This window comes from Clostridium sp. 1001283B150225_161107_B6 (genome assembly GCF_015556325.1).
Taxonomy (GTDB): domain Bacteria; phylum Bacillota; class Clostridia; order Lachnospirales; family Lachnospiraceae; genus Enterocloster.
Window position 1 is genome coordinate 100119 of sequence record NZ_JADNMD010000013.1, and the last position, 13083, is coordinate 113201.

11 protein-coding genes and 1 tRNA gene are annotated in these 13083 nt (G+C 52.9%); 3 read left to right on the top strand and 9 right to left on the bottom strand.

Features of this window, described 5'->3' with window-relative positions; all coding sequences use genetic code 11:
• Positions 1-129: 129 nt before the first annotated feature.
• Positions 130-203, top strand: a tRNA-Val gene (locus I2H39_RS23560).
• 387 nt (positions 204-590) lie between these two features.
• Here I2H39_RS23560 and I2H39_RS23565 read toward each other — a convergent pair.
• The 5 genes from I2H39_RS23565 to scfA form a co-directional block, all read right to left on the bottom strand.
• Positions 591-1208 carry an HAD family phosphatase gene (locus I2H39_RS23565; protein WP_138309909.1) on the bottom strand — a complete coding sequence of 206 codons (618 nt, stop codon included), beginning with the start codon at positions 1206-1208 and terminating at the stop codon, positions 591-593.
• 119 nt (positions 1209-1327) lie between these two features.
• Positions 1328-1606 carry a preprotein translocase subunit YajC gene (gene yajC, locus I2H39_RS23570; protein WP_002566537.1) on the bottom strand — a complete coding sequence of 93 codons (279 nt, stop codon included), beginning with the start codon at positions 1604-1606 and terminating at the stop codon, positions 1328-1330.
• 47 nt (positions 1607-1653) lie between these two features.
• A complete protein-coding gene (gene tgt, locus I2H39_RS23575; RefSeq protein WP_138309908.1) occupies positions 1654-2814 on the bottom strand; it encodes a tRNA guanosine(34) transglycosylase Tgt in 1161 nt (386 codons plus the stop codon).
• 14 nt (positions 2815-2828) lie between these two features.
• Entirely contained in the window at positions 2829-4229 is a 1401-nt protein-coding gene (scfB, locus tag I2H39_RS23580; RefSeq protein WP_227147420.1) for a thioether cross-link-forming SCIFF peptide maturase, read from the bottom strand.
• Positions 4230-4352: 123 nt separating this feature from the next.
• Positions 4353-4499, bottom strand: a complete 147-nt coding sequence (scfA, locus tag I2H39_RS23585; protein ID WP_002566540.1) for a six-cysteine ranthipeptide SCIFF — start codon at positions 4497-4499, stop codon at positions 4353-4355.
• A gap of 170 nt (positions 4500-4669) precedes the next feature.
• Here scfA and I2H39_RS23590 point away from each other — a divergent pair, with 170 nt between their 5' ends.
• Positions 4670-5029, top strand: a complete 360-nt coding sequence (locus I2H39_RS23590; RefSeq protein ID WP_022201444.1) for a TIGR04086 family membrane protein — start codon at positions 4670-4672, stop codon at positions 5027-5029.
• A gap of 89 nt (positions 5030-5118) precedes the next feature.
• Here the strand turns inward: I2H39_RS23590 and I2H39_RS23595 are convergent, their stop codons facing one another.
• A complete protein-coding gene (locus tag I2H39_RS23595) occupies positions 5119-5604 on the bottom strand; it encodes a signal peptidase II (protein WP_138309906.1) in 486 nt (161 codons plus the stop codon).
• Positions 5605-5722: 118 nt separating this feature from the next.
• On the opposite strand from I2H39_RS23595, the gene I2H39_RS23600 reads away from it, so the two are divergent.
• Entirely contained in the window at positions 5723-7474 is a 1752-nt protein-coding gene (locus I2H39_RS23600; protein WP_195627657.1) for a S8 family peptidase, read from the top strand.
• 45 nt (positions 7475-7519) lie between these two features.
• Here the strand turns inward: I2H39_RS23600 and clpX are convergent, their stop codons facing one another.
• The 3 genes from clpX to I2H39_RS23615 form a co-directional block, all read right to left on the bottom strand.
• On the bottom strand, positions 7520-8953 hold the full coding sequence (gene clpX / locus I2H39_RS23605) for an ATP-dependent Clp protease ATP-binding subunit ClpX (protein WP_138309904.1): 1434 nt from the start codon (positions 8951-8953) through the stop codon (positions 7520-7522).
• A gap of 129 nt (positions 8954-9082) precedes the next feature.
• A complete protein-coding gene (locus I2H39_RS23610) occupies positions 9083-10498 on the bottom strand; it encodes a trypsin-like peptidase domain-containing protein (protein WP_195627658.1) in 1416 nt (471 codons plus the stop codon).
• 164 nt (positions 10499-10662) lie between these two features.
• Positions 10663-13047: an LCP family protein gene (locus tag I2H39_RS23615; protein ID WP_195627659.1), complete on the bottom strand. Its 2385-nt coding sequence runs from the start codon at positions 13045-13047 to the stop codon at positions 10663-10665.
• Positions 13048-13083 lie beyond the last annotated feature (36 nt).

Consider the following 13083-nt stretch of genomic DNA (forward strand, 5'->3'; position numbering starts at 1 on the left):
ATTCTGAAATTATTAAATTTTTATACGAATTATCACTACTTCTTCATCTATTTGGTTTTTCTGCAAAATTTTTACATTCCAGCATGAAAATGCTTGTATTTCCGCTTCATCGTGCTATAATAGTCTCATGGAAGTATAGCTCAGCTGGGATGAGCGTTCGCCTCACACGCGAAAGGTCATGGGTTCGAGCCCCATTACTTCCATTTTTCATGCCCATTTTCAGTTTACGATTCCATTTCATTTTTCTTTCATGTCCGAAAGCCTGTTTTTTCCAGTGTTCCGTTTTTCCCCTTGCAGCCTTATTTGTATCCACGGCCTTGTCCGGGGGGTGGGAATTATCAATTTTAAGATTTTCTTAATAATCTATTCAAAGAACATTCAAACATTCCGGAGGATTGCATGCTATACTAAGTACATAAGAAATGCACGAATGTTTAACAACTATCCTTCAACCCTTTTTGAAAATCCGAAAATCCTAAAGAAAATTGCTCCGTATCACCTGGTACGGAGCTTTTTCTATGTCTTCCATATTTATCCCCTTGACATGACGGGCCGGAATTCCTGTCAGGTCAGGCTTTCTGCTGTTTCTCTTATCTCCGGTTCAGTCCTGCCAGAACCTCCCTTAATTTCTCCACGTTTCCATCATCAAAGCAGTATCCGTCCATTCCGCAGCGGCGCGCTCCTTCTATGTTCAGCTCCAGGTCATCCACAAAAAAGCATTCCTCAGGCTTCAGGCCAAACCGCTTAAAGAGATGGACGTATATCTCCTTCTGAGGCTTCAGGCACAGGACGTCGGCCGAGAACAGGATACCGTCAAAGCAGTCCACTGCAGGAAGCACATCCTTATAGCAGCTCAAAAGGCGTACGGATGCATTGGAGCACAGGTAGATACCATAGCCCATGGACTTAAGCCACCTGACCACGTCCTCCATTCCTTCCTTCTTATACATGTTGAACTCATGCCAGCGGTAAAAACACAGGGCTGCCAGGCTGCGCTCCTCCTCCGTGTCCAGACGGGCCTGCATCTTTTTTAAGGCCATTTCCTCCGGCATAACACCCATGTCCAGCAGAATCCACTCAGGTGATACGAATACGGAAGTGCTGACCTTTTTCCGGGTCTCCTGGTCTTCTATGAAATGCCTGCACACCCCGTCCGCCGTATAGTCCACCAGTACATTTCCCATGTCAAAAACAATGTTCTTAATCATCCTATCCTCCTGCTCTTTTTCCCGGTCCGCCTGGGGCAGGGCTGACTTCCCCCTCCTGCAGCCGGACCTTGGTTCATGATATTCAAAAACCCGGGACAGGGCCCCGGGTTTCATGTCTCTTAGGCTTCCGGTTTTTCAACCTGGATAATGGCAGCCTTCTGCATTGGAATACGGCAGTTCTTATTATTACCGAATTCCACAATGACTGTATCATCTGTCATGTCGATGATAACACCATAGAATCCGCTGCTGGTGAGAATGGTATCACCAACTGCAACGCTTTCCAGCAATTCCTTCTGTCTTTGCTTCTCCTTCTTCTGAGGACGGATTGCCATGAAATATAACATACCTCCCAGAAGAACAATATAGAGAACCCAGAACATCGGACCACTTGTCATTCCATTTTCCTCCTTCACACCTACTGCCGCCTCGCCGCAGTAGTTTCTTATTCAACAGACGCCGTACTGGCCCCACGGCCGGAACCTTCCATACCGGCAAGCTTGGCCGCTTTATACTCAGCATAGCGGTGTTCCTCGATGGCGTCGCGAATCTCTTTCATCATTGTATTATAAAAATACAAATTATGCAAGGTACATAATCTCATTCCAAGCATTTCTTTTGCCTTCAGCAGATGGCGGATATAGGCCCTGCTGTAGGAACGGCAGGCAGGACAGCCGCATCCCTCTTCTATGGGACGGGAATCCAGCTCGTATTTCTGGTTAAACAGGTTTCGTTTTCCCTGGTTGGTGTATACATGGCCGTGACGTCCGTTCCTGGAAGGATACACACAGTCAAAGAAGTCCACGCCCCGGTCCACTGCCTCCAGTATATTGGCCGGAGTACCCACGCCCATAAGGTATACGGGCTTGTCCTCAGGCAGGCAGGGTACTGTCACATCCAGGATATGATACATCTCCTCATGGCTCTCACCCACAGCCAGGCCGCCCACGGCATAGCCGTCCAGGTCCATCTCCCGTATGGTCCTTGCATGTTCCATACGTATGCTGTCCACCACGCCGCCCTGGTTGATGCCAAACAGCAGCTGCTCCCGGTTCACCGTGTCCGGCAGGGAGTTAAGACGCTCCATCTCGGTCTTACAGCGGGCCAGCCACCGGGTGGTGCGCTCCACTGAATTCCGGATGTAATCGTCGCTTGCATGGCTGGGAGGGCATTCGTCAAATGCCATGGCAATGGTGGAGCCCAGATTGGACTGAATCTGCATGCTCTCCTCAGGTCCCATAAATATCTTATGGCCGTCGATATGGGAGTTGAAGTAAACCCCTTCCTCCTTAATCTTGCGCAGGCCTGCCAGGGAAAACACCTGAAACCCGCCGGAATCCGTAAGGATGGGACGGTCCCAGTTCATAAACTTGTGAAGCCCGCCAAATTCCCTTATGAGCCTGTCACCGGTGCGCACATGGAGATGGTAGGTATTGGACAGCTCCACCTGGGTGCCGATTTCCCGGAGGTCATCCGTTGAAACCGCGCCCTTGATGGCGCCCACGGTTCCCACATTCATGAATACCGGCGTCTCTATGGTTCCATGGACTGTTTCCATGCGGGCGCGTTTCGCGCGCCCGTCCTTTGTTATGACTTGATATTTCATATAATATGCCTCAATTATTCCTCATCGTCTGCCAGGGCAGCTTTAATCATGATGGCGCACTCAATCCGCTTCTTCTGCATCTCGCAGCCAATGTCATAGGAGCCATTGATGGAACCGCTGAAATTATACGCATTGGCAGCACAGCCGCCGCTGCAGTAGAACCTGGCAAAGCAGTCCTTGCACCCGGGCTTGGCATATACGTTGCAGGACTTGAACTCATCCCGGATGTCCGTGTTCACAATGCCTGTGTCCACATTGCCCAGAAGGAACTTCTCATTGCCCACAAACTGATGGCAGGGATAGAGGTCGCCCCAGGGGGTTACTGCCAGATACTCGGTACCGGAACCGCAGCCGGCCATGCGCTTTGCCACGCAGGGGCCTGCCTTTAAATCCAGCATGAAATGGAAGAAGTTGAATCCCCTTCCCTCTTTCTTCCGCTTGATATACTCCAGAGCCAGGCGGTCGTATTCCTTTAAGATGGCCGGGATATCCTCCTCCTGGATGGCGTAATCCTCTGCCGGGTCAGCCACCACCGGCTCCATGGACATCTGCTCAAATCCCAAATCCGCATAGTGAAGCACGTCGTCCGCGAAATCCAGATTGTTCCTTGTAAAGGTGCCGCGGACATAATAATTCATCTGTTTCCTGCTGTGCGCAAACTTCTGGAACTTGGGGACAATCAGGTCATAGCTGCCGCTGCCGTTGCGGAAGGGGCGCATCTTATCATTGACATCCTTCCGGCCGTCCAGGCTCAGCACCACATTGCTCATCTCGCGGTTGCAGAACTCCATTACTTCATCATTTAACAGCACACCGTTGGTGGTCAGGGTGAAACGGAACTTCTTATGATGGGTTTCCTCCTGGGAACGGCCGTATTCCACCAGCCGCTTCACTACGTCCCAGTTCATGAGCGGCTCTCCGCCAAAGAAGTCCACCTCCAGATGCTCCCTGTTGCCGGAATTGGCAATGAGGAAATCCAGGGCCTTCTTTCCCACCTCATAGCTCATGAGGGCGCGGCGGCCATGGTACTCGCCTTCCTCTGCAAAGCAGTAACGGCAGGCCAGGTTGCAGTCATGGGCAATGTGCAGGCACAGTGCCTTGACCACGGTTTTCCTCTTCTTAAAGTCTACCACAAAATCCCTGTAAATATCCTTGGTCAGGAGCTGCTCCGCATCAATCAGCTGCTGGATTTCCTCCAAAGCCTCCCCTATATCCTCAGTGCTGTATCTGTCCTTCAGACAGACCATTACATTTTCCTTTACCTCCGCAGGCAGAGCAGCAGGCTCTTCCATCTCCGGAATCCGCTGTGAAACCAGCTGCACCGCATCGTAGACAACCGGGTCCACCACATGGACAGAACCGCTGTTAACGTCCAGAACTATATGGTAACCATTATTTATATACTGATGAATCACGAATCTACTCTCTCTTTCTAAGGGCCGCCGGCCCCAAATCCTGTGCATGGTAAAGCCCCTATAATCCCATCGACCATAGGGGCTTACGACCAATTTCCTGTATGTATCTCTTCTGACCGGCGATTAGCGGTTAGCGTTCTCGCAGCTCTGGTTTCCTACTGTACAGGATGTCTTGCAGGCTGACTGGCAGGAAGTCTGGCACTCGCCGCATCCGCCCTTCTTCATTGTGTCCTTTAAGGTATTGGTATTCAATGTCTTAACGTGCTTCATACTACGGCACCTCCTATTCATTTAATTTTATTAATTATATGAACTTATAATTCCTTGAAATTATAACACAGGTTAAAGTCCCTTGCAACGGTATTTTCAAAGGTTTGTCATATTAAAGGCTCCTCCGGGAATATACTGCAACATAGATTCTTTCAAAAGGAGAACAATATATGGAAAATGGAATTGTGAAGCCCATGCTCCGCTCCCTGCTCATCTCCTATGTGCTGTCCGGAATCCTCCTGGCTGCCCTGGCATTTGCCCTCTATAAGCTGCGTCTGAAAGAGGGACAGGTGAACCTGATGGTGTATGCCGTATATTTGCTGACCTGCTTATCCGGCGGTTTCCTGGCAGGCAAACGCATCCGGCAGCGCCGGTTCTTCTGGGGGCTGCTGTCCGGCCTCCTGTACTTCCTGGTACTTTTTGCTGTGTCCTGGGCCATGAACATGGGGTCTGCCATTGATATGGAACGCTCCGTCACTGTCATGGGCATATGCGCGCTGGGGGGAACCATAGGAGGAATGCTCAGTTAATGTTTTAAAGAGAGAATGCCTGCTTCCAGTCATGGCCATGGAAACCGGGCATTCTCTCTTTTCTTCCGTCCGGCGGCTTGCCGCCAGCCTTATTTTTTCTTCTTCATCCCTGACTCTTCCAGGCTCTTTACGGCCTGGGCCAGCACAAAGACAGCGCTTCCCAGGAACACGAACATGTCCCCCAGATTAAACACCACCTTCTTAAGGGATTTCCATTCTATGGTGAAATAATCCACCACATATCCCCGCACCACGCGGTCATACAGATTGCTTAGGGCGCCTCCCATCACAAGGGACAAGCCCAGCTTTTCCCCGGTTTTGCCCTTATCCGGCATCATGGCTGCCAGGGCTCCGGCCATGGCAGATATCACCATCAGCGGAATGCCCTTTACCAGTTCCGGCCTTTCCTTCATAAATCCGAAGGGAAAACCGCTGTTATGGTTCTTATGCAGCTTTATAAAACCTTTGGCAGACGGCAGCTCCCTTGGAAACGTGTCATCCTCCTGGCCCTCCACCACACTTTTGACCCCCAGGTCCAGGGCAGCCAGCCCGCCTATTATCCAGCCATAAATCATAGATTCGCCTTCCTTTCCACCCTTTTATTCCATTTTACTATGGTTTCACACCCCCGTCCAGTGAAAGGTTTCTGATTTCCAGCATATACTATAACAAATATCCTGACCGAGGTGTGCCATGGCAGACTGCCCATTTAATTCCGCCGACGAAAATATTGCTGATTTCATATACAGGATAGGAAGCCAGCAGCAGATAATCGGCGACCCGGCCGATATTCCCTGTATGGATTATGTGAACGATGAATACAGTATCATCTACACTCCTCTGGATACCGTAACCCCCATTTCCCTGGCCCGATACAGCTACTATACGGTGCCCGGGCTTTTTTCCCTCCTGGACAGTTCCAGCATGGAGGCCTCCGGCATACTCACCACCTTTGCCGCGCCGGCCCTGGGAAACAGGGGACGCGGAACCCTTATCGGCATCGTGGATACCGGCATTGACTATACCAACCCCTTATTCCGTTATTCCGACGGCTCTACCCGAATCGTGGGGCTGTGGGACCAGAGCATCCCCGCAGGAGCGGATGCAGTCCCATCCGGAGTGCCGGCCTATTATGAACTCAGCGGCGCCTCCTATGGCACTGAATTCACCAGGGAACAAATCAATGAAGCCCTAGCCTCCGATTCCCCCCTTGACCTGGTACCCTCCACGGACACCAACGGGCACGGCACCTTCCTGGCCGGAATTGCAGCCGGCACCTCCCTGCCGGAGCAGGACTTCACGGGCGCTGCGCCGGAGTGCGAACTGGTGGTGGTCAAACTGAAACAAGCCAAACGCTATCTCCGGGATTTCTATCTTGTGAGCCAGGACGCGGATGCTTACCAGGAAAATGATATCATGATGGGAATCAAATATCTGAGGGTGGCTGCCTTCCGCCTCAGCCGCCCCTTAATCATCCTTATAGCCCTGGGCTCCAACCTGGGAAGCCACGAGGGTACCTCACCTTTAAGCGGCGTTGTCCAGGATGCCAGCCGGTTCCTTGGCCGGGCCGCGGTCATTGCCGCAGGCAACGAGACAGGCCGCGCCCACCACTATTTCGGCACCATTCCGGCCGGACGCGAATGGGACGACGTGGAAATCCGGGTGGGACCGGAGGAATCCGGGCGGGGTTTTTCCCTGGAGCTGTGGGCTTCCACTGCCGACACCTATTCCGTGGGATTCATCTCGCCAAGCGGGGAAACCATCTCCCGCATTCCTATTATAGCCAGGAATGAAACCTCTATCCCTTTTCTTCTGGAGCCAACCGTCATCACGGTTAATTACCAGCTCATTGAAACCGGCGCCGGAAAACAGCTGATATTCATGCGTTTTAAAAATCCGGTGGCCGGCATATGGAAGGTGCGGGTCTATAATACCCAGTATTTTACAGGCGAATTTCATATGTGGCTGCCCTCTGAAGGACTGATATCGGATGAAACCGTATTTCTGCGTCCCACCCCCGACACCACCATTACCCTGCCCGGAAATACCGCAGCCCCCATTACAGTGGGGGCATACAACCACCTGAACAACAGCATCTACATCCATTCCAGCCGCGGCTTCACTCCCTCCGGCATCGTAAAACCGGAGCTGGCAGCTCCCGGCGTCAATGTGATGGGCCCATCCCTGGGACGCAGGGGCAACGGCTCTGTCCCCATGACAACCCGCAGCGGCACCTCTGTTGCTGCCGCCCATGTGGCAGGCGCTGTGGCCAGCCTCTATAGCTGGGGAATCGTGGAAGGCAACCAGATTACCATGAGCCAGGCATCTGTAAAATCTTATTTAATCCGGGGTGCAAAAAGAAATCCAGCGCTCCGCTACCCCAATGAAGAATGGGGGTATGGAGCACTGGATTTATACGAAACATTCCGGCGCATCTGGGAATGATACAAGGCGCATCAGGAAACCGATTCCCGCCCACCGAAAAATAAATCATCCCCGCATCCGTATCAATGGTCCGCCGCTTTTTTCCAGATAGGGACGGGTGACAACCACAGAGCCTATATTGGGGTCCTTGGGAATCTCATACATGATATCCAGCATGAATTCCTCCAGGATAGCCCTAAGGGCCCTGGCCCCGGTCCCTCTCTTGATGGCTTCGCCGGCAATCCACTTAAGGGCCTCATCCTCAAAGACCAGCCGTACCTCATCCATCTCCAGCAGACGTTCGTACTGCTTGGTGATGGCATTCTTCGGCTCTTTCAGGATACGCACCATCATATCCTCCGTAAGCCCCTGCAGGGTCACTGTCACGGGAAGCCTGCCCAGGAACTCGGGAATCATGCCAAAGGTCCGCAAATCTTCATTGGTCACCTGGCCCAGTATATCCGGGTCCTTGTCATATGTATCCTTCAGGATAGAGCCAAAGCCCATGGTGGTTTTCTTCATCAAACGTTCCTTGATGATTTCCTCCAGGTCAGGGAAGGCGCCGCCGCAGATAAACAGAATGTTATCCGTGTTCACGGTTGCCATGGGTGTCATGGCATTCTTCTGGTTGGAGCCCACCGGCACCTCCACAGTGCTTCCCTCCAGCAGCTTGAGAAGCTCCTGCTGTACGGACTCGCCGCTTACATCTCTGGTATTGGTCTGTTTCTTCTTGGCAATCTTGTCAATCTCATCGATGAATATGATTCCTCTCTGTGCCCGCTCCACATCGTTATCAGCAGCAGCCAGAAGCTTGGATACCACACTCTCTATATCGTCGCCGATATAACCGGCCTCTGTCAGGGAAGTGGCGTCGGCAATGGCCAGCGGCACGTCCAGAAGCCTGGCCAGCGTCTTAACCAGGTAGGTCTTTCCGCTTCCTGTGGGTCCAATCATCAGTATATTGGACTTCTCAATGACAACGCTCTTATCCGCTTCTGCATTCTCCCCGGCCTCATCCCCGGACGGATGGTCCAGAAACGCCCTTTTATAATGGTTATATACAGCCACCGCCATTACCTTCTTGGCCTTCTCCTGGCCGATTACGTATTCATCCAGGCTGGCCTTGATGACATGGGGCGCCGGTATATCCTTCATGGTCAGGACCGGCTGTTCCTTTGCCTTTTTCTTGATTTTCTGCTTCTTGGGAATCTCCACTGCGGGAGGCGTCATGTTCAGGTCGTTAAGGTTCATATTCATATAGGGCATATTGGGCAGTTTGGAAAAATCCATGCCCCCCTTTGTAACGGAATCAAAGGCCTTCTGCATACAGTCATGACAGAGATTCATGCCGCCGGGCATGGATATCATGGGTCCGGCCTTGCTCTCAGGCCGGCGGCACATGTAACACACCTTCTCGTAGCGGTCCTCTTCCTTCTGTTTGTCTTTATCTTCACCCTGGCCGGATGTCTCCGCATCCCGGGTATAATCTTTCTCGTCCAAGTCAGTTCTCCTCTCTGTTAAAGGGCGTGCCGGGCCGTCTTCCCGCCGCTTAACGTAAAGTATATAACAAAATGCTTCCCCAAACAAGAGGAAGCATTTTCATTTCATAATTGTTTTGAAAAATTTAAGTTATTGGGCCGCGTTTTCCGTATTCTCCTGGGGCATGGCTTTCAGGGTAATGGAGACTGTCCTTTCCTGGTATTCCCCATCCTTTTGGGTCTGAACCGTCAGGTCAATCTGCTCTCCCATCTCATAGCAGGACAAAAGCTCCTGCAAATCCGTCATGTTCCTGACGCTTTGGCCGTCCACCTTAGTGATGATATCCTTTTCCCTCAGGTCTGACTGGGCTGCAGCTCCTTCCCCCAGTATCTTGTATACATAAACGCCTCTTGGCATTCCAAAGGCTGCCGCGGATTCCTCGTCCACACTGGTCCCCTGTATGCCCAGATAACCCCTCTTTGCTTCCTCCACCGGATTCATGGTTCTGCGGTTCATGAGCTGATTCATGATATCCTCTGCTTTGGAAATGGGAATGGCATAGCCGATTCCCTCCACCTCTGTGGAGGAATACTTAGCGGCATTGATACCTATAACCTCTCCCTTCATATTGAGAAGAGCGCCTCCGCTGTTGCCCGGATTGATGGCCGCATCGGTCTGCAGAAGCTCCCTGGTGCTGGTATTGGATACCCTGACCTCCCGGTTAAGGGCGCTTACATAACCCACTGTCACGGACTGGCCGTAGCCCAGCGCATTGCCGATGGCAATGACGCCCTGTCCAACCTTCAGCTCATCGGAATTGCCCAGTCTGGCCACTTTAATCTTGCTCTTGGTGTCATCCTTAATCTGCTCCAGAGGCACGGCAATGACTGCCAGGTCTGTCTCTGCATCCGTTCCCTTGATGGCTGCGTCCACCACCTCATTGTCAATAAAAGCCACCTTCAGGGAGGTGGAATCCTCCACCACATGGTTATTGGTCACAATGAGAAGCTCCCTGTCGTTCTCACCCACAATGATTCCGGAACCGCTGCTGGGTACCTCGTAGGTCTGGGGGCCTCCCCGGAAGAACCAGCCATAGCCGAAATTATTGCTCTGGTATACTGCGGTGCTGGTGATTGCCACCACCGTGGGCATGGCCTGCTCCACTATATCGGATACATCGGCCACTGCCTTTCCATTGTTTCTCTGGCCCTGCTGATTTCCTCCGTCGCCCTGGGGAGTGCCTCCCGGCCCGTTATCCCGGCTTTCCGTCTGGGCCTTTGGTATCTCCTCCTTCTTTTCCGGCTCAGCAGATGCCGACGCGCTGTTTCCCATAAATCTGGATGCAGCCACATTCACTCCCACCATGGCTGCCCCTGAGACAGTACCAAAGAGAAGAGCCCCTGCCGTAATCAGGGCTGCCTTTTTGAAGATACCGCCTTTTTTCTTTTTGGGCGGCATATCCTCCGGGCGGGGACGGTTCCCGTACGGGTCCCCTCCATACTGCCTGTTGTCATAGCTCTGGTTATCATAAGACTTCCACCCGTAGTTCTGGTCGTTGTCGTACATTGTAATTCCCCTTTCTCACGTAATCTCCCGATTCTGTACACAGTTTAGCAATGATTTGTGATAAAAGTGTGACCATTTTATTATATAAGACTAAAAAGGCCGGCAGGATATGGTAATCCCTGCCGGCTGTTTCCTGACTTCATTCTGCTGCTTTTATTTTAACACTAATTTCCCGGCCCGATGATGACAGAGCCTGGTCCCTCGGGCACGTATTCATCCGTCGTGCTGCCCGGATAAGCCGCTGTGCTGCCCTTGGTGCTGCCCGGATAGGCTGAGGATGTGCCCTGGCTGCCCGGATAGGCCGAGGATGTACCCTGACTGCCCGGATAAGCGGCCGTGGTTGCCCTGGTGGCTCCCGGATAGGCAGCGCTGGTTGCCTTGGTGGAGTCCTGGCCCGGATAGGTGCCTGCACCCGGCCCGGTTGTCTGGTCGCCTTCCGATGTCTCTGCCCCCGGGAATATGCTGCCGGAGCTGCTTTCCCCAGGCCGGCCGGGATGAACGGTACCGGAACTGCTGCTTTCTCCCGGACGTCCGAATATATCATCATCCTCAGGCGGGTCCAGTTCATTGCCGAACTCGTCGGTCTCTATCTCCAAATCCGTCTCGCCGTCAATAATGGACTCATCTGTCTCTGACGTGCTGCTCTCAGACTCATTCTCTTTGGTTTCTTCTTTTTCCGTTGCCTTGGTCGCCTGGGTGGGCTTGGGGATGTACCCGCCGTCTGTACCCACATGGTCGATTGGCTTGGCCTCGTTGTACATGCCTGTATCCGCGGATATCTTGGCGCTGATTTTCTTTACCATATCACTGGGCTGGTAATTTTCATCCCCAAACAGGAACTGGTGGAGAAGGGTTACATTGCTCTCCAGTGTCTGGGGAATGACACAGGCTCCCTTCTTGCCCATATTGGCGTCGCTTCTGGCTGCCGGGAATCCCATGGTATCCGCTATGGTATACTTGGTCAGATTTCTGGCTGCCGGTATAATATCGTCAATCGTGACACTGGAAAGAATCTGGGGGAACACTGCCTCCATGACATTGTTTACCACTGCAAAGTCGGATTTCTTAAGCTTCTGGAAACAGAGGTCAATAATTTCCCGCTGGCGCTCTGTTCTGGCAAAGTCCGTATCCATCTTACGAAGCCTTGCATATGCAACCGCCTGGACACCGTCCAGATGGTTGGGGCCTGCCTGCTTCAGCTGGTAGGAACCAACGCCTGTGGCCTCCACTGTCTCGGTTATATAGGCATTGATATAGTAAAACTCAGCCTTGCTCAGCTCCACATCCACTCCGCCCAGAATATTGACGGCATCCACCACTGCCTTCCAGTTAAAGGTGGCAAAATCATCTATCTGGAGGTCCAGGTTCCTGTTCAGGGCTTCCACCGCCTGTTCAGGACCGCCCAGGAAGTAAGCCTGGTTTATCTTATTATACAGCCCATTATCGTTTATACTCAGATAAGTATCCCGGAACACGCTGACAAGCTTAATCTCGCCGCTGCCCTGGTCGATATTGCATATGATGATAACATCGGCGTTATTGCCCTTTCCAACTGAGTTGTTGCGGCTGTCCACGCCGAAGAGGGCAATGGTCCAGTAACCCTCCATCTCCTCTACCTTTACCTGGTCTATGTTAGGATTTGTCACCAGGCCCGGTTTAAACGCACTGGGCTGAATCAGGTTCATCTTATTTTGCGCGTACCTGTAAAAACCAATACACAGGAGAAATATGACTTCCAGTATGATAAATGCAATTATCATCTTGCGGCGGTGCTTAACCTCTGCCGCTGCCGGGTCCGCTGCCGCTGCTTCCCTGGCCGCCCTGCGGCCGCCTGTTCCGCCTCCGTTCCTTCCCATGGACGAATCCCTGTCCTTGCCCGCGCCAAGGTCTTCCGCCCTGCCGTAGGACCGGCTGTATGTGCGGCCGTTGGTCTCACCGTCTCCCAAACTCCCTGATACCGTTCTGGTCCCTTTGCCTTCCCCCGTGTATCTGGGGCGTTCCCCCGGTCTGCTTCCGGAGATACCAGGTCGTCCGTCAGGCCCGTCGCCTGTGAATCTGGGGCGTTCCCCTTGCCTGCCCCCTGCATATCCGGAACGGCCCGCCGTATTTTCTCCCGTAAACCGCGGACGCTGGCCGTACCTTCCCTCCGCGCCTGCGGGGCGTTCCGCCATCCTCTCACCCCCATAGGCACTGCGGGCGCCATTTTTTCCCGCCGCCAAGGCGCGCTCCAAAGCCCCCTCTCCGCCATAGCGCGGACGTGCGCCCGCACCGGGCCTTGCACCGGCTGCAGAGCCCTGGCTGCGTCCATCCGGAGCAGTCCTGCCTGCACCCCTGTCAGCAGAAGCAGATGTTCTGGGTCTGGGCGCACCGCCCAAACCAGGGCGGCCCTCCGGACCGGTACCATACAGCTCACGGCTGCTGCCCCTGGCGCGCCCCCTTGATGTTGTATCTGAATCAGCCCCAACGCCCGCGCTTATATCGCGCTTCCTGCTGCGGCCTCTTAATCTCTCTTCTTCCTCATCAAATCCATTGTCAAACTCACGATTCATTCGTCCATCCTCATTCCATCACGTAAACCGGGCGCT